The 24,839-nt window shown below is 47.5% G+C and carries 23 protein-coding genes; 4 read left to right on the forward strand and 19 right to left on the reverse strand.

Features of this window, described 5'->3' with window-relative positions:
• Positions 1–119: 119 nt before the first annotated feature.
• Both AC58PV_RS04580 and AC58PV_RS04585 read left to right on the forward strand, forming a co-directional pair.
• Complete coding sequence (locus tag AC58PV_RS04580) at positions 120–815, forward strand: response regulator transcription factor (protein WP_497431093.1); 696 nt, start codon at positions 120–122, stop codon at positions 813–815.
• Positions 812–2,227: a sensor histidine kinase gene (locus AC58PV_RS04585; RefSeq protein ID WP_497431094.1), complete on the forward strand. Its 1,416-nt coding sequence runs from the start codon at positions 812–814 to the stop codon at positions 2,225–2,227. The genes AC58PV_RS04580 and AC58PV_RS04585 overlap by 4 nt, the downstream gene beginning before the upstream one ends.
• 45 nt (positions 2,228–2,272) lie before the next feature.
• Here AC58PV_RS04585 and AC58PV_RS04590 read toward each other — a convergent pair whose 3' ends face one another.
• From AC58PV_RS04590 to AC58PV_RS04615, 6 genes are all read right to left on the reverse strand, one after another.
• On the reverse strand, positions 2,273–3,298 hold the full coding sequence (locus tag AC58PV_RS04590; protein ID WP_497431095.1) for an ABC transporter substrate-binding protein: 1,026 nt from the start codon (positions 3,296–3,298) through the stop codon (positions 2,273–2,275).
• A 13-nt stretch (positions 3,299–3,311) separates the two neighbouring features.
• Positions 3,312–4,076, reverse strand: coding sequence for an ABC transporter permease (locus AC58PV_RS04595; RefSeq protein ID WP_173113210.1), 765 nt, complete (start codon positions 4,074–4,076; stop codon positions 3,312–3,314).
• On the reverse strand, positions 4,009–4,848 hold the full coding sequence (locus tag AC58PV_RS04600; protein WP_497431096.1) for an ABC transporter ATP-binding protein: 840 nt from the start codon (positions 4,846–4,848) through the stop codon (positions 4,009–4,011). Before AC58PV_RS04600 ends, AC58PV_RS04595 begins: the two co-directional genes overlap by 68 nt.
• Positions 4,849–4,874: 26 nt before the next feature.
• Positions 4,875–6,122, reverse strand: a complete 1,248-nt coding sequence (locus tag AC58PV_RS04605; RefSeq protein WP_497431097.1) for a DUF445 domain-containing protein — start codon at positions 6,120–6,122, stop codon at positions 4,875–4,877.
• 767 nt (positions 6,123–6,889) lie between these two features.
• Complete coding sequence (locus tag AC58PV_RS04610; protein WP_497431098.1) at positions 6,890–7,561, reverse strand: HD domain-containing protein; 672 nt, start codon at positions 7,559–7,561, stop codon at positions 6,890–6,892.
• On the reverse strand, positions 7,537–8,559 hold the full coding sequence (locus AC58PV_RS04615) for a TrmB family transcriptional regulator (RefSeq protein ID WP_497431099.1): 1,023 nt from the start codon (positions 8,557–8,559) through the stop codon (positions 7,537–7,539). The genes AC58PV_RS04610 and AC58PV_RS04615 overlap by 25 nt, the downstream gene beginning before the upstream one ends.
• 175 nt (positions 8,560–8,734) lie before the next feature.
• Here AC58PV_RS04615 and AC58PV_RS04620 point away from each other — a divergent pair, with 175 nt between their 5' ends.
• On the forward strand, positions 8,735–9,187 hold the full coding sequence (locus tag AC58PV_RS04620) for a flavodoxin (RefSeq protein WP_497431100.1): 453 nt from the start codon (positions 8,735–8,737) through the stop codon (positions 9,185–9,187).
• Positions 9,188–9,278: 91 nt separating this feature from the next.
• On the opposite strand, the gene AC58PV_RS04625 is transcribed toward AC58PV_RS04620, so the two are convergent.
• The 6 genes from AC58PV_RS04625 to AC58PV_RS04650 form a co-directional block, all read right to left on the reverse strand.
• Complete coding sequence (locus AC58PV_RS04625) at positions 9,279–9,965, reverse strand: MgtC/SapB family protein (protein WP_497431101.1); 687 nt, start codon at positions 9,963–9,965, stop codon at positions 9,279–9,281.
• A 145-nt stretch (positions 9,966–10,110) separates the two neighbouring features.
• Positions 10,111–10,800 carry a response regulator transcription factor gene (locus AC58PV_RS04630; RefSeq protein WP_497431102.1) on the reverse strand — a complete coding sequence of 230 codons (690 nt, stop codon included), beginning with the start codon at positions 10,798–10,800 and terminating at the stop codon, positions 10,111–10,113.
• A complete protein-coding gene (locus AC58PV_RS04635) occupies positions 10,797–12,275 on the reverse strand; it encodes a sensor histidine kinase (RefSeq protein ID WP_497431103.1) in 1,479 nt (492 codons plus the stop codon). Before AC58PV_RS04635 ends, AC58PV_RS04630 begins: the two co-directional genes overlap by 4 nt.
• Positions 12,276–12,279: 4 nt before the next feature.
• A complete protein-coding gene (locus AC58PV_RS04640) occupies positions 12,280–13,032 on the reverse strand; it encodes a DUF2705 family protein (protein WP_497431104.1) in 753 nt (250 codons plus the stop codon).
• Positions 13,025–13,762 (reverse strand): ABC transporter ATP-binding protein, encoded by a 738-nt coding sequence (locus AC58PV_RS04645; protein ID WP_497431105.1) that lies wholly within the window; start codon positions 13,760–13,762, stop codon positions 13,025–13,027. Before AC58PV_RS04645 ends, AC58PV_RS04640 begins: the two co-directional genes overlap by 8 nt.
• 87 nt (positions 13,763–13,849) lie before the next feature.
• Entirely contained in the window at positions 13,850–14,785 is a 936-nt protein-coding gene (locus AC58PV_RS04650; RefSeq protein ID WP_497431106.1) for a hypothetical protein, read from the reverse strand.
• A 493-nt stretch (positions 14,786–15,278) separates the two neighbouring features.
• On the opposite strand from AC58PV_RS04650, the gene AC58PV_RS04655 reads away from it, so the two are divergent.
• Positions 15,279–15,401, forward strand: coding sequence for a hypothetical protein (locus AC58PV_RS04655; protein ID WP_497431107.1), 123 nt, complete (start codon positions 15,279–15,281; stop codon positions 15,399–15,401).
• A 331-nt stretch (positions 15,402–15,732) separates the two neighbouring features.
• On the opposite strand, the gene AC58PV_RS04660 is transcribed toward AC58PV_RS04655, so the two are convergent.
• From AC58PV_RS04660 to AC58PV_RS04690, 7 genes are all read right to left on the reverse strand, one after another.
• Positions 15,733–16,893, reverse strand: coding sequence for a Ger(x)C family spore germination protein (locus AC58PV_RS04660; protein ID WP_497431108.1), 1,161 nt, complete (start codon positions 16,891–16,893; stop codon positions 15,733–15,735).
• Positions 16,890–18,341 (reverse strand): spore germination protein, encoded by a 1,452-nt coding sequence (locus AC58PV_RS04665; RefSeq protein WP_497431109.1) that lies wholly within the window; start codon positions 18,339–18,341, stop codon positions 16,890–16,892. The genes AC58PV_RS04660 and AC58PV_RS04665 overlap by 4 nt, the downstream gene beginning before the upstream one ends.
• Positions 18,338–19,432 carry a GerAB/ArcD/ProY family transporter gene (locus AC58PV_RS04670; RefSeq protein WP_497431110.1) on the reverse strand — a complete coding sequence of 365 codons (1,095 nt, stop codon included), beginning with the start codon at positions 19,430–19,432 and terminating at the stop codon, positions 18,338–18,340. The genes AC58PV_RS04665 and AC58PV_RS04670 overlap by 4 nt, the downstream gene beginning before the upstream one ends.
• Before the next feature lie 314 nt (positions 19,433–19,746).
• Positions 19,747–22,038 (reverse strand): RNA polymerase recycling motor HelD, encoded by a 2,292-nt coding sequence (gene helD / locus AC58PV_RS04675; RefSeq protein ID WP_497431111.1) that lies wholly within the window; start codon positions 22,036–22,038, stop codon positions 19,747–19,749.
• Between the two features lie 36 nt (positions 22,039–22,074).
• Positions 22,075–23,046: an ABC transporter ATP-binding protein gene (locus AC58PV_RS04680; RefSeq protein WP_497431112.1), complete on the reverse strand. Its 972-nt coding sequence runs from the start codon at positions 23,044–23,046 to the stop codon at positions 22,075–22,077.
• A gap of 32 nt (positions 23,047–23,078) precedes the next feature.
• Entirely contained in the window at positions 23,079–23,870 is a 792-nt protein-coding gene (locus AC58PV_RS04685) for an ABC transporter permease (protein WP_497431113.1), read from the reverse strand.
• Positions 23,867–24,643: an ABC transporter permease gene (locus AC58PV_RS04690; RefSeq protein WP_497431114.1), complete on the reverse strand. Its 777-nt coding sequence runs from the start codon at positions 24,641–24,643 to the stop codon at positions 23,867–23,869. The genes AC58PV_RS04685 and AC58PV_RS04690 overlap by 4 nt, the downstream gene beginning before the upstream one ends.
• Positions 24,644–24,839 lie beyond the last annotated feature (196 nt).

Below are 24,839 nucleotides of genomic sequence, written 5' to 3' on the forward strand. Positions count from 1 at the left end.
CAAGGAATAGATTTCTTAATGAATTCTTAATGAAATGTAGAGTTGTATGCTACTCTTTCTTTTGGTGACTTGATATACTGTACAAAAGAGTCGTAACTATGGAGTGTGACACTAGTACTATGAACCCAGACAAAATTCTAATCGTTGACGACGAATCTGAAATCCGTCAGCTCATCCGTATTCACGTCGAACAAGCCGGAATGGAAGCTTTCGAAGCTGAATCAGGACAGGAAGCAATAGCGCAATTAAAGGGAACTCCTTTTAGCCTGATGATTCTCGATCTGATGATGGATGATCGAAACGGGTTCGAGGTCTTAAACTATCTGCGAGAGAATGAATCGGAGCTGCTAGTCATCGTACTTAGTGCCAGAAGAGACGAAGAAGACAAGATCACCGCACTCGGTCTTGGCGCAGTAGATTTCGTTACCAAACCCTTTAGTCCGATGGAACTTATTGCCCGTTTACAAACCAATCTCAGACGACTACGTCCCAAGGCTCATCTCAGAACCCCTGTGATTAAACTGAATAATTTGGAGCTCGATGTTGACAATCTACTCCTTATTAATAATGGAGAAAGATATACCTTGACTCAGATGGAGTGTGAACTCACTCATTTGTTTATGAGGAATCCCGATCGCGTATTAACCAAAAGAGAAATCTATCAGCAAATCTGGAATCACGAAAATTATGATGATAACACGTTAAGCGTTTTCATTAATCGACTTCGCAAAAAGCTAGAACCTCTATCCTCTTCTCCCCAGCATATTCATACTATTCGAAGTGTCGGTTATCGTTTTTCGGGAGATGGACTATGAAACTTCGTACTAAAATGTGGATTTCCGTCATTTCCAGCTACTTAATAAGCCTAGTTGTATTCCTCATTCTCTTCAAAACGATAGCAAATATTGCTAATAACGGATATTCTTTGCATATTTTGGACAATATTGCGCATTCCGTACTGGAATCCGCCCAGGAGCAGCAAGTAATCAGCAAGCATGGAATTGAATCAGCTTTAACTCCTTTTTCCAAGGAACATCCGCAAATCCGTTTTGAATGGATCGCCTCTGATGGCACAGCGATATACGACTCTTCCGGCATACTGAAACAGTATCAGTTTAAAGAACTGGCCGATCGTTTTCTCGACATGCGGTACACGCTATCTACCGACGGGGATCAGGTTTCGCTGGCCTATGCAGCAGAACAGAATGGGGAAACCTATTATTTACTAATGGGATTGCCTACTAATGCTTTAAAACCGGGCCAAATGTATTTCTACATTCGTACCTTCGCAGTACTTTTTATTTTTGCATTACCTTTATTGGTCGCACTTTTAATACCTTACTTACTGTCTTCATGGTATTTCTACTCTATTAATAGGCGTATTCACAAGTTAAATATGGCCTTGAATCAGGTTAACATCCAAAGTAATGATATGGAGCTCAAGGATAACTCAAAGGATGAAATCGGTCATCTCACTCGGCATTACAATGACATGACTCGAAGGATACGGACGCAAGTCGCTCAAATTGAGCAATTGGAGAATAATCGCAAGCTCCTGCTATCTAATTTGTCTCACGACCTGCGAACCCCTCTAACCATGATGCTCGGCTATGCCGAGGTGATCCGAACTGGCCAATATAAAGATGAGAAGGAACTGCAGACCAGCGCTAAAATCATTCATCAGCGTTCCCTATACATGGACAAATTGCTTGATCAAATACTGAACGTATCGCGACAGGATGCCGATATGTTGGAGATCCATGTTTCCTCTCATAACTTGTCTGAGCTGATTCGAAAGATCGCCTCTGATTACCTTCTCGTCATAGATGAACAGGAATTCATGCTAGAAGTGGAACTGCCGGAAAATGAAGTGTATGCCGATATAGACCCATCGCTAATTGAGAGGATGATTCGCAACCTGCTCGATAATGCCATTCGTTATGGGAAAGATGGACATTATCTCCACATCGAGTTGTTTGAAGAAGAGCAAGCTGTGTGCATCACGGTGAAGGACAGGGGCAAAGGAGTTTCTCTGGAAGAACAGGAACGTATCTTTGAACGATTCTATCGTATAGATCGGGGAAGAAAAGGTGAAGGCCTTGGCATTGGACTTTCTATCGTCAAGGAAATCACCAAAGCGCATCATGGGAGCGTTCAACTGACGAGTATTCCCTATGAGGAGACCGCGTTTCAAATTAAGCTGCCGAAACAGGATGAACCAAAATAAGAAACACCCAGTTAACCATCTGGTCAACTGGGTGTTTCTTTTACCTTATTGCCCAGCCTTTACTTCAGCTAGCATGGAGAGGTCCACGAACTTGCTCAAGTTCAGCTCCTCCGGCTTAATGCCTTTGATGTATCTAGCGCCGATCGACACTTTCGCCATCTCTTCCATGACCTTGACATCAACATCCGTCGTCAGTTTCAGGCGGCTGAGCGAGGCTTTAATCAAGCCTTTGTCCATGCCCTTACCGCTGTATTGTTTCAGTTGATTGTTAATCAGATCATAGGCTTGGTCAGGACTGCTTTGAATGAACGCAATGCCGTCCAAATTAGCCTTGATCGCCCCCTTCACAATATCACGATGCTTGGCGATAAACGTATCACTGGCCACCATGATCACGGTAGGGTAGTCCCCCTTGTTTGGCGGGATCGCCTGCCAATCAGCAACGACTTTACCGAGCCCAGCCTTCTCAATCTGGGTGCCCCAAGGTTCTGGAACCAACGCAGCGTCGATCTCTTTCTGACGGAAAGAGATGAGCGTATCCGCTGGAGAGCGAACGATGAGATGCGCGTTATCTGCGCCTCTACCTAGCGAAATGCCTGCTTGCCCAAGCAGCAGACGCAGTGAAATTTCATTCGTGTTTCCCTTAGCAGGGATCGCGATGGTTTTATCTCGCAAGTCAGCCGTCGTTTGAATACCCGCATCTGATCTCGCTACCAGCACGGCACCGCCGTTATTGGATCCGGAGACTACGCGGAAATTGCCGCTTTTCAGAAAAAAGGTGGTCGCAGGCCCTGGACCTACGAATCCTACATCGATATCCCCCGTCGCCATGGCGATGGACAAATCGGAACCGTTATCGAAAGGTGTCACTTCGATTTTCACTTCGTCGCCCCATTCGCGGGCAAAGTAACCTTTTTCCAGCGCGATGTAAGCGGCGGCATGGGTCACATTTTTGAACACACCGACTCGAACGACTTGTGGCTTGCCAGATGCTGTCAGCTTCTCCTCACAGGCGCTCAAGAGTGTCATTGCGAAGAGTAACAGCAGAAGTACTTTCATGCGCTTTGTCATGACGCCCACTCCCCTACGACTTGGAGCCAGCGAGGCCGTAGCGCTCTAGCACTTTATCTTCTAGTTTTTTGAAGCAGAAATGATCTGAAACTGTGCCTAGCACAGCGATAATAATAACGATACAGAGCATGAGCGAGGTGTCGCCGAGATTTCGTCCATCCTGCAAAAGCTGCCCTAACCCCGCACCTTTCGCAATCAACTCACCGGCAACAAGTGCTCGCCAAGCGAATGCCCAAGCTGTACGTACACCGTTTATCAAATGTGGAAAAGAAGCAGGAATCATCACCTGTAGAAATAGGTTAAAGCCATTCCCTGTCCCCATCGTCTGGGCGGCTCGCAAATAAATTGGCGGGATATTCTTAATCCCGGTTCGGCTAGCCAAAGCCATTGTCCAGGTGGCACCTAACGTTGTAATGAAAATAACCGATGATTCGTTTAATCCGAACCAAATAATAGCAAAAGGCAACCAAGCAATACTCGGAATGGTCTGCAATGAAACGACTAGAAAGCCTAACGTGTCATCGAGCCAGCGATATCTAGCAAATAGGAAGCCTAACGTCGTTCCAATGACGAGTGACAAAGCAAAGGAAATGAGCAATCGCAGCATACTCGCACCTGCAGCTTGCAGCAGCTCACCGTGTACGATACCATCGTAGAAAGCTTGCAGTGTCTGGGAAACCGAAGGAAATTTCCAGCCCCAGTCGAAAATTCTATATCCCGCCTCCCAAGCTATCAGAAGCAGTACCAGAAAAATCGTTCTTCTTAATGCTGTACTCATCGCCAGTCTCCTCTCTCACAACTTTCTCCAGCTCATCCGCCAGTGCGTCCATAATCAACGCCTCCATATGATGAAGCACGGAATCTGCGCTATCGCGAGGTCTCGCTGCTTTGACAGCGAACTCCTTCTTGATCGTACCGGGACGTGTGGACATCACCAGTACCCGATCCGACAGGATGACCGCTTCGCGAATATTGTGGGTAATGAAGAGAATCGTTTTGCGCGTACGCATCCATATTTCTTCCAATTCCTTATGCAAAATAAGGCGTGTTTGCTCGTCTAGTGCCGCGAAGGGCTCGTCCATCAGCAGTATTTCCGGATCCATCGCGAGCGCTCTGGCAATCGCTGCACGCTGCTTCATCCCGCCTGATAGCTCGTGCGGATACCTGTCCGCGAAGCGGCTTAGATGCACGGCTTTGATCTGCTCCATCGCCATCTCATGGCGCTCTTTCTTGGCGATTCCCTTCTGCTTAAGACCGAAGGCCACATTGTCGAGAACCGTCAGCCATGGGAACAACCCATGCTCCTGAAAGACAACGACCCGATCCGCGCCAGCGCCTGTTACCTTTTTCCCATTGACTTGAATACTGCCTTCCGATTGTGTATCAAAACCTGCAACGAGGTTTAATACTGTCGACTTTCCACAGCCTGAAGGCCCTAGAAGGGAGACGAACTCCCCTTTCTGAATCGTTAGTGTGATGTCATCCAACGCTTTGTAATTGCCACCGATACGCTGGTTGAACGTCTTACTGACTCCCTTAATCTCGATCAAGCTCTCTCATCCCCCACGTTGTCGCGTTAGAATAACATTTTCAAGCCTGCCAAACCGATCCCGATGATGAATCCACAAATGGCACCATTTACTCGAATCCATTGCAGATCGCTGCCGATCTTCTCTTCCATGAGCACTGTCAACTTCTCGTTGTCGAGTTTGTCCAAGTTCTCTTTGACCAGTTGTCCGATTTTACTGTGATTTTGTTCTACATAAGAAGCGATCTGCTCTTGAATCCAGTTCTCGCCGCGTTGCAGCATCTCCGGGTTTTCGCGGATGGATGTAAGCATTTTGCGTATAATCGGCACCACATGCCCAGGAACAAAGTCGGGCTCATCGATGAAGGCTTCTGCTTTTTCCTTAAGTTTAGTAAGTACATGAGCTAGCTTCTCATCAAGGTCAAACAGCTCCGGAAGCTTGGCTTTTAGTGACTCTAGCTCTGCTAGTAGCTGTGGATTACGCTCTAACTTGTGGAGTTCGTTACGGATGAAAGTAAGCACAGATTCCCGGCGCGGATGGTTTTTCGTACGCATTTGTTCGATATAATTGAGTACGAAATTCTGGATAATCCCGCCGATTTTCTCCTCGTTCACCATCCCGATAAACGCATTTACCGCAAAAGCCATGAAGCCATTCGACTGTAAGCCTTCAAACGCTTTGATCGCCATAGCCCCCAGCTGATCACGCGTGTCAGCTTTGATTGCCCATGCCGCTACTTTGTCTAGGACAAAATCGAAGGTTTTGCCGTCGTAGCCGCCATCTTGAATGCTGTCCACAAGGGTGCGTACAAGTCGGCTAGCATCTACATCTTGGATCGCTTTATGAATTTCCTCTGCTAAGAGAGGGGTTAATTTCTCTAAGTCTATTGCATGAAGCGCTTGCTTGGCGAGCGCAGTGAGCCCTTTGTGCAGGGAGGCATTGTCCAATTGCTTATCTGCCAGCTCTAGACCGCGCTCCAAGAACTGAATTTGCTGCAAGCGTGCACGAATCGTTTCTTTGGAGAGCAGCTCATTCTGCACAGTGGATACAAGCGCTTTCGTAATCTTCTCCCGATTGTTCGGCAGCAGCGCCGTGTGCGGAATAGGAATGCCCAGCGGATGTCGGAACAAGGCGCTGACTGCGAACCAGTCGGCCAAACCGCCGACGACCCCTGCTTCGAAGCCCCCTTGCAGGAACGCACCCCATACGGTGTCAGATACTGGTATCGTGGCCAAAAAGCCCGCGCCCATAACACCAAGTGAAACCGTTGCTATATACTTTGCTTCTTTTTTCATCGTCATAACATCTCTTTCCTCGTGGGGTTGATGAATCATTCTTATTATTTTATCACATTTTGGAAGGAAAGGTGGTAGCGGGGTTGGAAGGTGGGGAATTGGGTGCAGACTGCCACTTGTTCGAGGGGGAACCTACGCGTCGATGACGCAATGTTGCGCGTTGAGCAGCAGATTAGATAGAAAACAACCGAGAGCAGTAATAGACAGAGACAACTGTCGCTTTAACGCCTTTTCGCTGCCGTTACTCCCAACATATGTTGCATTTATCCGTCTCATTGACTCACATTTGTTCCAAACAAATTCATCTTACCTTCATGCTGGCAGTAAATTCACCCCCCACACTTCCTTGTACGAAATAACTGGATTTTATGTAGGTAATTTTGCGATTTTTCGCTAAGTTTGGTGTATAACTGGAAAATATACAGGTAATTTCGCCAGTTTTCCTCATTTCCTTCTGATTGGCTCAGATTAGCTGTAGGAAATCCAGTTAATTGTCGTAGATGGGAGAATACGCCAAGAATAACTGGAGAAAATCCATCTATTTGCCAATAGGGTGACTGGGTTGGCGGGAAATGAGTGGTAGTGAAGGATGATGGAGTAATGGGAGGAGTAATGTGTGATGGAGTATGGGAGGAGTTACGAATGATGGAGTGGTGAGTGGCAAGCTATGGGATTAGAGCAGATTATCACGAATACCCCCATATCCAGTACATCGTATAAAGAAATCACAAAAAAGGAGCCATCCTCGGCTCCCACTAAAAGCATTCTTAACGCTCGCCTTCCCACTCTGCATAGAACTGCCCCAGGTAGAGCTCCATGAAGCGATGCCGCTCCTCCGCGAGCTCCCTCGCGTAGGCCGTATTCATAAGCTCCTTCAGCTTGAGGAGCTTCTCGTAAAAGTGATTAATCGCGGTGTCGTTGCCCCCGCGATACTCGGCCTCCGTCATCTGCTCGCGAGCGATGACGGAAGGATCATGGATCGGGCGGCCTTTCCAGCCCGAATAGGCAAACACGCGCGAGATGCCCACCGCGCCAATGGCATCCAACCGGTCGGCATCCTGCACGACCTGGCCTTCAAGCGTGCGCATCGGCGGCCGCGCGCCGCCTTTGTAAGACATCGTGCTGATAATCTCCAGCACGTGTTCGACCTGCGCCGCCGGCGTGCCGCTGGCGGCGAGCCAAGCTTCCAGCTCGCGCTGCGCCGCAGCTGGATCGGCGTTAAGCTTCTCGTCGACGACGTCGTGAAGCAACGCCGCAAGCTCGCAGACGAAGCTGTCAGCACCCTCTTGGGCGGCAATGCGCTTCGTCGTCTGCACCACGCGATAAATATGCCACCAATCGTGGCCGCTGCTATCGCGCTCTAGCTTTTCCTTCACGAGCGTCTCCGCCGCGAGTAAGATCCGTTCTTGTTCCATCATTTCTTCTTCTTCCTCTTCCATTGTCCTGACTTTCCTTCTTCCAGCTTCCCCTGTCCTGATCTATCTTCTTCTAACTTCCCCTGTCCAAGCTTATCCTCTTTCGCACTCTCGTCACTCACAATATCCCCGCCAGATACTCCCTCATCAAGACTTCCGAGTTCTCCCGCGATCTCATTCCCCGTATGTAGCTTAAGCATAGCCACTTTACCCTCATCCGTTTTCTTCGGTTCAGGTACCTTCCCATCGATCTGCTTCTGTATGATTTTCTTGAAATTTTTACCGTATTTATCTTCAAGCTTTGTTCCCATATCCTGCTGAAGCTCCTGCAACACGACACTACTGCAAAAATGATTATATAACAACTCCACCATCGCTGGATGCTCGGTGATCATCGCCACTGTGGGATCTTCGACGCCGCGCGTGCCAATAATCGCCAACTTGCGATCAATCAGGATCGCGAACTTACGCCCCTGCTGCCCCTTCAACCCATCTCCCCGTTTACGAGCAAATGGGTAGAAACCTGCTCCCGCATCGCGTGTCGGCATGACGATGACTCGCACGCCATGCGCTGACACCTCGCGTATATCATCTCTCAGCAGCTTCGCTTCTTCCGGTGACAGATCACAGAACGCTTCTTCTTTCGCTTTTCTTAGCTCCGAGCGGATACGCTCGATTACCTTGATTTCACCTTCCAAGCTAAAAAACTCAGACATATGCGTTTCTTGCTTAGGCAAATGCTCTTTCACGTAGCGGATGGAGGCTTGCAGCTCCGCTTCCATTCGCTCGCCGATTTCCTCAATCGGCACGCTTTGATAAACGGTAGGTTCACCATGACTCGTCAGCACGGCGCCTTTTTCTGCAAGCTTCTGCAGGGCTGCATATACGTTCGAACGCGATACGCCAAGCCCCTTTGCGATTTCATAGCCAGTTTGCGTGCCACTCACTGCTAATACGTGCAGACACTTAGCCTCCAGATCCGTGAAGCCAAGGTTTTTCAAATGCTGTAGAACATTCTCCATGGCGCATCCCCTCTCAATATCCCTATTGTAGCATGATCATAAGCATAGTCGTATCGTTTCACAGTACGTTACCTCCAAAATTTTATGTTGACAATGATAATCATTATCAACTAATATAATGGAAGTTAATAGGTAGTTTTTTTGTAACCTTTATCCAACCTATAGGAGGTCCACCATGTCCAAAATTATCATCGTATTCGCAAGCATGTCTGGCAATACAGAAGAACTCGCCGAGGCGATTGCAGCTGGCATTCAAGAAGCAGGGATCGAGCCTGTTCTCAAAAACGTCATGGATACGAACGCGAGTGAGCTTGAGCAATATGAAGGTGTTCTCCTCGGAGCATATACGTGGGGGGATGGCGATTTACCAGATGAGTTCGAAGATTTCTATGACGACATGGATGACATTAATCTAGAAGGACGCAAGTTCGGCGTATTCGGTTCTGCTGATTCTTCTTACACGTATTATGGCAAAGCCGTGGATACTCTTGAAGAGAAGTTAGCTGAAATTGGCGGGGAGAAAGTATTCGATGGCTTCAAAGTGGAACTTAATCCGTCCAAGGATGAGAAGCAATTGTGCCATGAGCTAGGTCTTAAATTTGCAGCAGCACTAAGCGTTTCAGCCTAAAATATAGCAGAGGCACCTCAGCCAGCGGAATCGCTCTTTTATGTATAAAAAACCGGATCACAGCCTCCGCGGCCACGATCCGGTCCCTTCCTTACAACGTTTCGACCTCAGCAATCTCGATGTACGTCATGCTCTTCATCTCATCGTATACTTCGGACGCGTATTTACGATCTACATACACGATGAAATTCAGTTCCTGCAGTTCTTTGTTCAATTCTTTGATATGAACACTTTTCATTTTGTACCCTTTGGCAATAATCGCTTTAATAATGGTTGTTAGATTTCCCTCATGAGAAACAATGAGCCGCACACGAAGATCCTTCATAATCAGCGGTCTTGGCCCCGTCTTTTTAATAAAATACGGTAACACGATTACACTGATGAGAATGAGCATAAGTCCGAAGAAGGCTTCCACGTAGAATCCCGCTCCAACCGCAATCCCGAGTCCCGCAGCTCCCCAAATCATAGCAGCCGTTGTCAAACCAATAATGACATCATTGTGCTTACGCAGAATAACACCTGCGCCGAGAAATCCAATTCCGCTTACTACTTGCGCCGCCAACCTCATGGGGTCCATCACGTGTAAGCCCTGTACGGCATATTTATTCGCCGATTCAATGGACACGATTGTTAATAAGCAACTGCTTAAACAAATGACAAGTGACGTCTTCAATCCCAGCGGTTTATTCCGAATTTCCCGTTCTAACCCAATAATTAATCCAAAAATTGCAGAAATCCCAAGTTTCATTAAAATATGCAGATCTACTGTAAGTTCCATCGTCGCTTGCTCCCCTAGTTAAGTAACCTTTACAATATCTTAACAAAGTAACGATGTAAATAACCATTTGTCAAATGGGAATATGTTTATGCCATAAACCAAAAAGCCCAAGAAGAGTTTGGCAACTCCACCAAGGCTAAGTTCGTTAGATTCGGAAGCGATAGCCTGCTCCCCAAATTGTTTCAATATATTGTGGATTGGACGGATCCTGCTCCACTTTCTCTCGCAGCTTACGAATATGCACGGTCACTGTAGCAATCTCCCCCATGGCATCCATGCCCCACAACAGATCAAATAATTGTTCCTTGCTGTACACTCGATTGGGATTCATCGCAAGATGCGTCAGCAGATCGAATTCTTTGGTCGTGAACATGACCTCACGTTCATTCACAAACACGCGCCGCGCTGTTTTATCAATCATCAAACCACGAATACGGACTTCATCGTTCTTCGACTCGCGACGTCCCATTAACCGTTCGTAGCGGGCCAAATGGGCTTTCACTCTAGCCACCAGCTCACTTGGGCTAAATGGCTTGATCATATAGTCATCGGCGCCAAGGCCGAGTCCACGTATCTTGTCGATATCTTCCTTCTTCGCAGAAACCATGACGATTGGAATGTCCTTCACACTTCGAATGCGCCGGCAAATTTCAAAACCATCCATAATTGGAAGCATAAGATCGAGTATCACGAGATCATAGTCAATTGACAGTGCCCGCTCAAGCCCACGCTCGCCGCTAGTTTCAATATCAACCACATAACCGTTAATTTCCAAATAATCACGTTCTAGCTCAGCAATGCTTTGTTCATCTTCTACAATCAAAATCCGACTCATCCTTCGCTTCCCTTTCCCTGATAAAGTGGCAGAGCCATAAATACGGTAGTGCCCAGCCCCAGCACGCTCCTTGCGCCGATACGCCCACTATGTTCCTCAATGATTTGCTTCGCAATCGCCAGGCCTAATCCGCTGCCTCCTGTTGCTGTATTGCGCGAAGGATCTGCACGATAGAAGCGATCAAAAATATGCGGAAGCGCCTCCTCGGAGATCCCCTGGCCCTTATCCTTGATTTGAATAACAGCGAATTCGTCTTGCCTCAACACGCTCAATGTAATCTGGCAATTGCCTTCTTCACTATATTTGATTGCATTTTCTATTATGTTTAAAAGCACGCGTCTAAGCTTATCACGATCGGCCGTAACTAAGATCGGCTCTTGTGGCAGATCGGTTAGCGTAAACTCGACTCCTTTTTTCTCCATATCAAATTGTAATTCCTGCGCGCAATCCTGCACATAGTTCCCAAGATCGACGGTTTCGAATTGAAAAGGTACTTTGCCCAAATCCAACTTGGAAAATAGAAACAGCTCATCAATCAACCGATCCATATCCGCCGCTTTGTTATAAATAGTTCGAATATACTTATCCAGCTTATCCGGTGAATTCGATACACCATCCATGATACCTTCTACATAGCCTTTGATTGCGGTAACCGGCGTTTTCAAATCATGGGAAATATTCGAAATGAGCTCCTTGCGATTCTCCTCATATTGGAGTTGAAGCTCCACGGATTTCTTGAGTTTGCGGCGCATTTCTTCAAATGCAACGCTGAGCTCGCCAAGCTCATCCTTGCTCTGAGGAACAATTTCGAAGTCCAAGTTGCCTTCTTTAATATCTTCAGCCGCTCGCTTCAAAGCGCGTAAAGGCTTAATAATACTGCGTGAAACGAAGTAGGTCAGCACACCGTTGGTAGCGATGAGAATGAATATGAACGTTAAGAAAACCGTTTTGGAGAATTGGAGCAAATATTTCTGAAAAGGACCGCCATTTAAGAAGACGAAGACCGTTCCTTTACTTTGATCCGAAAATAAGAAATCCTGCTGCCTAGTTATCCACAGGGAACCTTGATTCCGTTGGAATTTCCCCGGCGGTGTACCGTAAAGTGGGAGCTGCGAGGTGTCTCCTGCCTCTTTATCTTTCAGATAGGAAGATATATATGTAATGGATTGATCCTTCCGAATGATCAGTCCCATATTAATTTTGTGAAACCGCTCGTTTAATTCCTTCACAAACTCTTCCTGTAGAAAGGCATCCGGCTCTGTTTCAATTTTGGCCTTGATATAAGCCATATTTTCCGCTTCCTGATCAATAACACGCTTAATCGGGTTGCCATGCTGTGAAAAATCGACATCAAAGACAGACTTCAAATTTCCGAAAGTGGCGATGCTGATCAAAATGACGGCTAGCCCAAAGAGCACAAGCGGTACAAGCAGCATGGCAATATAGGATAGGACTAGCCGTACGCGAATCGACATCGGGTCAATGCTCCTTTTTATCAAACAAATAATAACCTGCTGTAAAAAATAGTATACTGCACGCTATCAAAAACATAAAGATCGAGTATATCTTGCTCGTCACCATTGAACCGCCAACCCATAGCATATGCCAATCCATGTAGGCTGTTGGTGAGTACGTTGCTATTTGTGGGAGGAAGAACGCCGTTACCTTGAAGGCCAAGTATAGCAAGATGCTGACCGTCAGTGCAGAGCTGCTGCTCGAGAAAAATTGTGCCAGACATACCGCGGCGATGCTTAGTACTAACAGAGGCACGAAAGCAGCGCTGTAAGCGACCAACCAATTTGCAAGCGTACCGATGCCGCCGAAATGCTGAAATAACAAAGCAGAGAGCACCGATGCGACAAGGGCTACGACTAAATATAGGGCAATATAAATGGCCAGCGCTAGTTGTTTGGATGCAAATACTTTGAAACGGGATAGAGGTCGGGTTAGGATATTTTTCATCGTGCGGTCCCCCATCTCACCGGAGAACACATCAGCAGCACCCATGAACACGAACAAGGGCAGGAAAATCGTCGTGAACAAGCTGAGCATGACAATAGGAAAGTCCTTTGCGGCAATTGCGCCAATACCGATACCATCCTGAAATCTCGAAAGCATAATGCCCGCTAAGACAGGGAGCAGTAAAGTGACGGCTAGAAAGAAGATGGTTTTCTTCTTGTATGCTAGTTTCAATGTCTCATTCCAGACGTTAGCCGTTAAAATGTTAGGCATTGGCCGTAAGCCCCCTGACTGCTTGAATTTCACGTAGATAGGCCGCTTCCAAGGAAGGGCTGCCTTCGATCAAATCAACGACGAGTCCCTCGCGGACGAGCTTTCCTTGATGGATAATGCCTATGCGATTGCACATCAGCTCCATTTCATGGATGAGATGAGAGGAGATTAGGAACGTAATCCGTTCCTCCCGTGCTAGCCGCAGGATGATTTCACGAATGTGAACCATGCCTTCAATATCAAGGCCATTCGTCGGCTCATCCAGAATGAGAAGTTCCGGCTTCGCGAGCATCGCTGCTGCAAGTCCGAGCCTTTGCTTCATGCCCAGTGAGTAACCCGCTACCTTTTCATGCTGAAAAGGGGCTAAATCCACGATCTCAAGCACTTCGTCTACTCGCTGCTTGCTCACACCTGGGTACAATCGCGCAGCCTGCTCAAGGTTCCTTCTGCCGCTCATGTACGTGTAAGCTTCTGCTGTTTCAATCAATACGCCGACTTTCGCCATCGCTTGCTCATACTGCGTTTTCACGTCGTAACCGAACAGCTTCACCTCACCTTGCTGCGCTTGAGATAGGCCTGTCATGATCTTCATGACGGTTGTTTTTCCCGCTCCGTTTGGCCCAAAAAAACCATAGATATCGCCACGCTGCACTGTCATATTCACTTGATGGATACCGCGGAGGTTGCCGAATATTTTCGTTACATTGCTAAGTTCAACGACGTGTTTCATAACGTGCCGCCTTTCAAAAGAGTAATAAGGAAGAGGGCCAAGGTTGGCGCCTCTTCTTGAGTGCTTGCTGAGCTAAGTGACTCGTGATTAGTTCTTGTCGCCCCACTTTTTGTGACCCGACATCTCATCGAACTTCACATTCTCAATTTGTTTGCCGCTCAAATCAACGGTATCCGGTGTAGTCGAGTTCAAACTGGACAATGTCATATCAATGCGTAACACAACATCGTGCTCAGCGCCTTGCTCATCTTTGCCAGACAGGTGAATTTGTGCAGATTGACTCGTAATGTGGTCGTCGCTATCCACGCTTGCGTTAACTTCTACTTCATCCATGGAGATGTCGGAAGCAAGCTGTGGCAGACTATTCTTTAGTGTCGTGAGGTCAATGCCCAGTGTGTTCGCTTTCGCTGGCACTGGCTCATCTTTGGCCATCGTGCCATGTTTAATGAGGAGTGAGCCCACTGTGTTCACCACAGGAGAAATTTGACTTCCGGAGAGCTTGAAGTGAATCTCTTTGCCATTCCCAGCCGCATCGTCCATCGTGACATAATTTTTCAAGTTGCCGACTAGGGCATCCACCACATTTTCCACTTCGCTGATGACTTCTGGGTCTGCGGTATGGTTGCCGTTGTTATGTCCTTTGAACTTCGCTGGCGCGTTGTCACCTTCAATGACTTTGTAAACATCAGAATCGGCTGTTTTGATAATCTGCTTGCCATCTTGGCTGTAGAATTGAATCGTTTGCTGCTCAGCACCGCTGCCTTGAACCTGTACTTGCGCGCTTCCAACTTGATCCGCTCCACCTGTTTTGATCGTTGATTTCACCTGGAGCAAGGAAGCTCCATTGTCCTGAAGGGACACGTTTACTTGACGCGTGACGTTCTTAATCGTTGCTGTTTGTTTCACTGCGGTTTTGAAAGCTTCATACCCGGGCGCTTCGCCTACACCTGCATATACGGAAGTAACTAGCATCATGCTGCCAACTGCTACACCTAATCCCAACATCGCTAACTTCTTATTCATATCGTCCTGCCTCCGCGTAATCCATACGCTATCTCTATTTGGCTGCGCGTCTTGCGCTTCCATATTGACTATCTTAGCCTCCAAGACTTAATTGCCACTAAAGAGCCTATTAACATGATCTAAAACAATTATTAAATATTTCTAAACTGGGGACAGGGCTTTCAAATACAGAGAATTAGCTTGTTGGAGTGGATTTAGGTGGAGTGGTGGTGTGGCGGATTGTAGGAGTGACTGGTGGATTGGGGGCTGCGTGAGGGTTTGTTGGAGTGACTAGTGGATTGGGGGCTGAGGGCGGTTCGAGAGTGACTAGTGGATTGGGGGCTGCGGGGCGGTTTGTTGGAGTGACTAGTGGATTGGGGGTGCGCGGCGGTTTGTTGATGTGACTAGTGGATTGGGGGTGCGCGGCGGTTTGTTGGAGTGACTAGTGGAGTGGTCGCTGCGGGGCAGTTTGTTGGAGTGACTAGTGGATTGGGGGCTGCGGGGCGGTTCGAGAGTGACTAGTGGATTGGGGGCTGCGGGGCGGTTTGTTGGAGTGACTAGTGGATTGGGGGCTGCGGGGCGGTTTGTTGGAGTGACTGGTGGATTGGGGGCTGCGGGGCGGTTTGAGAGTGACTAGTGAATAAATAACTGGAAAAACTCCAGCTAATTTCGCTGTTTTGGCGTGGAAATAAATAATAAATGGAAAATATACAGTTAAAATGTTCAGAAACTCTGATATCACGATTAGCGGCCCGAATTAGCTACATAAAATCCAGTTATTTTCATTTTTCAATGAAATTAAGCTGTTTTAGCTGTATATTTTCCAGTTATTTCACAATTTCACCCCAACAGAGGGTTAAAGTGTGGTGTCGGGTACCAAGGGTTCGGGGTTCGGGGTTCGGGGTTCGGACACACATAATAAAAAAGCCGCCTCCTGAACTTCAACCATCAGTAGGCGGCTTACATCCCTAATATTGCGGCGTTTTTTCTTTCATCTTGAGCATACCGGAATGGAGTACAGTCGCTTTCACTGTAATGTTACCGAGCTCGTAGTCAATTAGCGGATTTTCACCATAATTGGTCATTTTCGCCCACTCTTTGAATTTAGCTCTATACAGAATATGCTCTAACGAGTAGACATCAATGCTGCGGCTTTTTCCAAGTTTAAATGTCTGCTCAATCTCCTCTTTAATTTGTTTAGAAACCAATTGTTCCAACTCGCTCTCACCAACACCTTCAAAAATTTCAGAAACTCCTAAAGGTGCCTTAACCTCAATATCGAAGATGGCTTGTCCTCCCTGCATGCGCACATTGATATGAGACTTCGGTTTGGTATTCACCGTTTGAACTGCTCTCCCCTCTCTATACACAACTATGGGGGTACGACTTGTATATTTATTTAACCATCTAGCACCAATAAATTGCTTCTCAGATAGCCACTCTAATTTATATTGTTTGTTCAAGCTATAAGCGCCGTTCACTTTAAGTTTGGAATCTGGCTTTTCATTTTTGGCCCATACCGTATCATCGATGTCTAATGTGGGGAGCATCACGGTATACCCAGGTTCCCGCAACTTAGAAGCCACCCAGAATAAGCGATGCGGGGGAATGAAAGAGTGTTGACGATAAGCCTCGACAGGCTGCATCAGAATCGAGTTAATCGGTGAGACATTAAAGAACGGGATCACAGAGAAAACAGCCTCGATCGACTCATCCGTGCTGTACACCCATTGCGTAAATCTGGTCTCGCTATAACGTACGGACCCGTCTGTAAATTTACCAATGCCCTGATCTAGTGCACTCTTGGAGAACAAATAGGCGCCGACATGTCCCCAAAAAACGCGCTGCTGAGACGTCCGATAAAGCCTATTAAACGCATCGCTGACCGTTGCTCCTTCTTCTTTACCAACCCAAATCAGGGGCGGTTTCCCCGACTGTCCCCCTTCTTGTTTCGCCACGCTGGCAAAGTCCAACATTTGCCCATAAACAATGTATTTCCCATCTTTATAATCAAAGCCAATTGCCGTCATGTAATTCGTATCCTGGATGGTTTTCATATCCCAACAACCCGTTTGGCTAATCAATACACCTACACCTACTGTCCATTTCAAAAGCGCTTTTATCCTCATGAAAGTTCCTCATCTTGCCGGGTGTCATCTTTCGGTTTGAGAACGTGTGGTCTTAGCTTTTGTCTCGTCCAAGGCTTAGCCAATACAGAAGCGACCATCTCCCCAAATTGAGGTGGCGAAAATGGCGATAGATAGGGTACGCCAAACGACTCGAGCGTAGACATCAGGAGTACAAGACCCATGAGTGAAATCATGAAACCATAGATACCAAACACAGTGGAAATTAGTAAAATAACGATACGCAATACCGTAATTGTACCTGCTAGGGATTGATTAACCAGCGTGTACATCGAAATTGTGGATAAGGACGTAACTACCAGTGTTGTAGGACTCGTAATACCCGAACGAATCGCTGCATCCCCAACGATTAAACCACCGACGACCGTAACGGTTTGTCCAACAACTTTCGGCAATCTGGCACCCGCTTCTCGGAATAATTCGAATAGCAGCAGCATGATGATAAAATCCATTGGGCCCGATAAAGGCAACCCTAACCTCGAGGAGGATATTGTAGCAACGAGCTGATACGGAATTTGGTCCAAGTTGAAACTGGACACCGAAATCCACAATCCAGGCAATAACACCGAGATCAGCAACCCTATCAAGCGTAATATGCGTTCAAATGCGACGAAATAGAAGGGATTATGAACATCTTCAGGAGAATCTAAAATAAAACTCAAGGAAGCTGGCGCAATGAGTGCCATCGGCGAACCATCTACAATGACGGCAAATCGTCCGCGTAACAAGCTATCCGCCACAAAGTCTGGTCTCCCCGTGTAGTTTAAAAGGGGAAACAAAGAAAAAGCTCTCCCTGACATAGCTTCATTAAGTTGCGCACTGCTAATAACCGCATCGACATCAATCACTTGCAATCGATCCCTTGCCTCTTGGATAATCGATTCGTTGATAACATCGCCTAGATACAATAAGGCAACTACTGTGTTGCTTCTTCGCCCCAAATGTATCTTCTCACAGCATAAACTCGGGGTAGCTAACCGTTTGCGAACCAAAGCAATATTCGTGATGACATCTTCCGTAAAACCATCACGTGGGCCTTTAATAGAAGTCTCTGTACTTGATTCTTCTGGAGAACGATTCGGCGGCGAGGCAATATCCAGTGCATATAGGGCTTGAGTATTTGCAAAAAATAAGATTAGCTGTCCCGCATAAACCGCTAATTTCATATTGGTTATCCACTCTTTGCCCGTCAACTGCTCAAATTGCAGCATCGAACTTATGTCCAAAGCATTTTCATCCCGATAAAAATTACTGTCAACAAACGCCTGCAGCTTAGGCAGCACAAGGCCATCGATCATATCAGTCCTGACCATACCTTCGCAATACAGCATCGTCACACGATCGCTCTTTTGCCCGTACGTGACTGGATAGGTTTTGATAATGATGTCGTCCGAAAGAGCAAACCATTCACGGAAATCTTGCTCATTCATTTCGCATCCATCTCCTTTCGCCGTATAGGCAGCATCGCGACTACAAGCAGGAACGTCAGCAATATCAAACCAACTACAAACAGGATCAAATAGTAATCGTTTTGCAGCCACAGCACCATTTGATTATCAGATACGGGGTACATGCTTAGTCCTAACAAACCTAAACTGATCCATATGAGGGTGCGCGTACGAGTCGATTTCTTCTTCACCTTCATCAAATCTACACTAATGAACATTAAGATGGACGTCCGCATGCAGGCGCCCGAAATCCACTGAAATATCGATAGGAAGTCCAAATGGGAAATATATTTCCCGAGAGTCACCATACGCCATTGTTCAAAAGCTGGATAACGCAAATCCGCCGCTTCGAAAGGTCCGAATATGGCGATCGCTCCCGTTAAAGGACCGATTGTAAGACCAATTACACACACGGACAGAATTAATAAGCCTCGTAATCGGATTCGTGTTCGGACATGGTGTTGAAGAATGAGAACACTCAAAATTTCGAAGGAAGCACTGCAAGTTAGTCCCACACAAATTAAAGTCGGACCATATCCATGTGTAAAGAGTGGGGTAAGCAGCGTGTAGTCCTTATATTGAAAGTTCGCACCCATGACAAAGTAACCTAGGAGCATAACAGCTGGTAAAAGGATACCCGATGAAATCGCTATCGCCATAATGCCTTCTCTTGCTGCAAAGAAGCAAAATATAATAAACAATAGCATAATCATAAATATAGGCGTTCTTGGAAGATAAGTAATATGGGTCCACATGGTGACATCTTTGATGGTCACAACGGCATGCGTAAAACAGATCACTATGAGAATCATTCGAAACAAATAAGTGCCCCATTTTCCAACTCGCAATCGGATCCATTCAATTAACTCGCCCTGCTTCGTTCGTCTCACTAAGAAATAGATCATACCTGCCATTAATAGCATGGGTATGACCGCTAGTGAAGCTCCCAGCCAGGAATCCCTCTTCCCATAGTGAAGCAGCACAGGGATTAGCAGAACATGGTTCGTTATCGCAATGGAAATGATGATAATACAATAGAGTTGGAGTGTAGTAATCTGCTTTTTTACAGGCATAAGGTTCTCCCACTTTGGAATGAGATAGACATACAACAACAGGTATCGTTAAGTTTTCCCGTAACTGGAAATTTATGCGTAAATACGCAATAAAGCCGCCTCCCGAAGTTCGGAAAGCGGCTCCTACAGCCAACTATTCTAATAGAAAGTTGCCAAAATGATAACCAACAAAATGTACAATACCAGAACAACAGCTGTGCTGGAGTATCCAACGTTTGACATGGTCAGTTCCCCCTTCCGCCTTATAAAACCTGGTCTTGGTTCTCCCTATATCCTATGTTAGGCAGGGCGGTTGGGTATGGACGTATGTCTATTTATCCGCGAAGAAACGGGGTTAATTCACCTAGATAACAGACATCTAGGTAATGCAGCGCCCGGGTGCAGGCCGTGTAAAACAGCTTGCGCTCCTTGGACTCCGCGTAGACAGCTGCGCCAGCGTCGTAGAGAATGACCGCGTCGAACTCGAGCCCTTTGGCGAGGTACGCCGGCAAGATCATCACGCCTGCCTCGTAGTGCAGCGTGTCTTTGCTGATCCGCGCGAGGTCCGGCAGCAGCGGCTTCAAGCGCCCGTGCGCAGACGCCGTCTCGCGCTCGGTCTTGCAAATGATCGCGACGGAGCTTGCGCCGCCGTCGCGACGAAGTGCCGCCGTCTCTGCGACGAGGCGGACCAGCTCTTGCTCGCTTGCTGCGCGCAGCAAGCGGGGCTCTTCGCCGCTGCGGCTGAACGGTTCCACCGGTTCGCCGCCCGGCAGGACCTGACACGCGAAGTCCGTGATCTCGCGTGTCGAGCGGTAACTCTTGACGAGACGGATCGTCTCCGTCTCGTCTTCCCCCATCAGCTCGCTAATCGAGCTGTAGCCTTGCTCTTGCTTTTGCCCTGCGGCATTCGCATTCGCATGCGTGAAGATCCCTTGATTCCAATCGCCGAGTAGCGTGAATCGGGCGCGTGGAAACAGCTTTTTCAAATACGCATAGTGAAACGGTGAATAATCCTGTGCTTCATCGACGAGGCAATAGCGAATCGTACCTACCCGCAGTTGTCCTTCGACTAGCCCTTTGAGATACACGAGCGGGGTTGCATCTTCGTAGCGCAGGTGACCTTCCTCCAAAGCTCCCACTGTAACTTCACTAATCGTCGTCCATGCCTCAGGCAGTGGCTGATGGGATAGCCCCACAAGCTCCTGCTGCAAGCTTGTGTCCGTAAACAGCTCCTTGTACATGCCGAGCACGTCGATATAGGCTAGTTTCTGTGCCTTTTCGCGGAGCGGCGTGATCGCTTTGTGCGCTTTGACTCTGCTCATTTTCTTCATCTCAGGCTCAGAGCCCATATATTTCGGCTCACGCACAAGCTTGCGGTAAAACCGCTTCTGCACATCGGCTTGGAATACATCCAGCTTTTCGAGAATCCACTCCGACAATTGCTCCATCCGCTCGCCGATGGCAAGAATCGACGGTTTACCGTAGAAACGTTCGGCTAGCTCATCTGCGGTAATCAACACCTTTTTCCCCACAGCCAAGTCAACGAATCGGATCCCGCCTTCTTTCAGTTTATCCCCATAGGCTTCAATCACACGTAAGAAAGCTTCGGATGTCTTGTAGGTAATGCTCTGCAAACGAGCTGCATACATAGAATCCTCTTCTGTGCCTGTCAAAATAAATTCAAGCTGATCATACGGATCTTCCAATTTCAGTCCAGTATCCGTTAGTTTATGTGTTAAATAATCTTGGAAAGTCGTTTGCTGCATCGTTGCTTCCCCCAGCTCTGGCAGGACGCGAGAGACGTAATCGCTGAACAGTGAGTTCGGCGAAAAGAGGATCATATTATCGGCACTAAGTGTTGTCCGATACTTATAGAGCAGATACGCGATGCGCTGCAGCGCAACGGACGTTTTGCCGCTGCCCGCTGCTCCTTGGACAACCAGCACCTTATGATGATCGTCCCGGATGATCTGATTCTGCTCGCGCTGAATCGTCGTGACGATGGAGCTCATCTTCTCATCTGCGCTGCGGCTGAGCATCTTCTGCAGCATCTCATCACCGATCGAGATGCCTGTATCGAACACATCCTGCAGCTCGCCGGCTTTGATGATATATTGACGCTTAAGCCATAATTCGCCGCTTACGTCCATCTCTGGCGTGCGGTAAGTCGCCGGGCCAGGCGGATAGTCATAGAACAAGCTGGCGATCGGTGCTCGCCAGTCATAGATCAGTATTTCATCTGTCTTACTGTCGATGAATGACGTCAAACCGATATAGATTTTCTCACGGTCTTGTTCGCCCTTCTCTTGAAAATCAATCCGGCTGAAATACGGCGCATCGACCACACGCTCCAGCTTGCGCAGGGCATCCTGGGCTAGTCGGTAGCTCCGCTCCTGCCCTTGCAGTACATGCTCCTGCTGAGCCATACTCGCTGCCGTTTCAATCAAATCATCGTCATTGTCCGCATTGACGGAAATATCATCCCAGAAGCTGCGGCCGATAGCCGTCGCTTCTGATCTGCGGTCATCTACCGTTTGGCGCAGCTCAATGATACGCCGTTGAATGCTTCCTCGCACCACAGAGACGCGCTGCGCTTCCTTCTCTCGTTCTTCATTCCCTATCGCCATGGTTCAGTCCACTCCACTCCCAGTGATTTCTATATTTTAAAGATACACGTTCTGAATGACTTCTTCAAATTCCGGTTCTTCCATATGTACATCCTCCATATCGCCCCAACTGCTCACAATGCGCAGGACATCCATCGCCTTCAGTTCTTGCCGGTTGCAAGCAATGGTCAGCACGTTTGCTTCGTGTGCGATCACTCGAAACGGCAACTCCCAGCTATCCGGTACCCCGATCTCGCCCCGGTAGGATACCTTCATCATCGTCGGCAGCCCAATGCGTTCTCTCAGCTTGTCTATGGAACCATCATAGCCAATTTCCCCATGGTTAATGACGATAACTCTCGGGCACAGCTGTTCAATATCATCCATATCATGCGTCGTTAGCAGTATCGTCTTCCCGAAATCCCGATTCAACGTGTGCAGGAAACCACGGATGTTCTTTTTGGCAACAACATCTAAGCCGATCGTAGGCTCATCCAAGAACAAAATGTCCGGATCATGCAGCATCGAAGCTGCCAAATCTGCCCGCATTCGCTGACCAAGCGAGAGTTTGCGAACCGGGGTATCCAGAATTTCTTTTAAATCAAGCAGCTCTGTCAATTCACCTAATCGCCGCTGAGCATCTGCCGCTTCTACGCGGTACATCGCGAGGAGGATTTCGTACGAATCCTTCACCGGGAGATCCCACCATAGCTGGCTCCGCTGTCCGAATACGACACCAAGCTGCCGAACAACTTGCTTCCGCTGTTTTTGCGGAGAGCTGCCGTGAATCAGAACCTCACCAGAGGTGGGGTGAAGGATGCCTGTGAGCATTTTGATCGTCGTCGACTTTCCCGCTCCATTAGGACCAATATACCCAACGAACTCGCCGGTTTCAATTTCGAAACTCACATCGCGCACGGCTTCTTTCTCTTTGTACGCCCTAGAGAACAGGGTGCGGAGCCCCGAAAACTTCCCTTCTTGAATGACAGGGGATTGAAATGTTTTGCGTAAATGCTTAACTGTTATCATGCGGACTAGCCCCTCCCGTTTGGTTAATGTGATTAACTACCTGTGCTTTGATAGCGAGATAGCCCTAACTTCCAGAATCGCATGGCTAGCCATAATACAGCCCCAGCAACGATTAATGTGACTAACAACATGCCTATGCCACCTTCATTTCTCAGCACATATAGGGCAGGAATATAATTGACGAAGCCTACTGGCACGAGCACCAATAGCGCACCTTGGAGCCATTTGGGGTAAATGCTAAGCGGATAACGAGCCGCGGTATGGGAGGCATCTTCGGTCATGTTTTGCAAGGCCTCAATCCGTGTTAGCCAGAAGCCTGCCGCCGCCGTAGCCAGCCCAATTGCGAATAAAATCACGGCACCTGTGAGGATGATAAACCCCGTTAACGGTATTGACATCCACCCTATTTGCCCGCTTCCGATAAGCGCTTTCATCGAAATAATCAACAAGATAGTGCCTTGACCGATTTCGGCTATGAGAATCCGTGAATTTTGGGTCATCAAGGCAAGCAGCACAGGAACAGGACGAATCAGAATCGCATCCAAGTCGCCGGAAACAAGATATTTCTCGAGATGATGCACATCGGAGGCAAGTGTGCGATAAATCGCTTTGGAAATCATGATGACCCCGTACAAATAGCTTACTTCATACAATGACCAGCCATGGATATGGCCAAACTTCATCATCACCAGGGCCACCATCATAAATTCAGAGATTTGAATGCACGCAGACATGAGGGTGGAGAATATGAAATTAAACTTATACTGCATACGACTTCGGAAACTTGCCCTTATAAGCAGCATAAACAGCCGAATCGAGATCATCCGCCTTGCACCTCCAGCTTCTTGCGAACCACGCCAGTAATAGCCAAGCAGACACAAGTAAACCCGATACCCCATAGAATTGCGCCAAGCACCACAGTGCCATGTTCAAGTCCAAGGTAAATTCGAGTTGGGTAATAGAGTAAATATGGATACGGTGTGTACAAACTCATCGTCCGAAGCCAGCCTGGCAGCCATTCCACAGGGATAAAGAAACCAGATAGCAGCATAGCAAACGAATAGTTAACCCAGTAAAACCATCGAGATTCTGTCGTCCAGAGGGCGGCAACGCCAATTAAGTAATTCATGCAGATGGATATATAAGAGGCTGCGAGCAACGAGAGAGCTGTCCATCCATACACCGAAGCGGTCTGTGGAAGCTGTAAGGAGAAGATGAAGACATAGAGGACATAAATCGGAATGCTTTTATATAGGAATTGATACCACACTTGGCCCCATTCACGGCTCATCGCTTGATAAAATAAATGAACTGGCCGCATCAGATCGACCGCGATTTGACCCGTCCGAACCGATTGCTCGAGCCCGAGTCCATTCGTCGTAAACTGTGTAATCCACAGAATGGCTTGGTTAAAAGCAATGTAACTCACGATGCCTTTGGCACCGTATTCGCCTAGCGATGCATCACTGCCTAAGCTGGTCCAGATGCTGGCATAAATAAAACCGAACACCGCACTTACGGCATTGTGTAGCAAATGTGAACCACGATACTGCAAGTTTCTTGCGTACGCCTTGCGCGCTAGAACCGCGAAAAGCATAAAACACCTCCTGTTTGGTCATTCAAGATCCGTTTGCCTTTTCGTTTAACGTGCAGTCGCCGCGTAGAGACGGAATCTCATATTACCAAAATAAACCTCCTCCTGGCAACAGTTATTTCTAGCAGGGAAGGCATAACCTACAGTTATTTCAGCCAGTTTTCTCACTTTCGATAGACTAACTGGATTTCCTACAGCT

This window comes from Paenibacillus sp. J22FR83 (genome assembly GCF_059691955.1).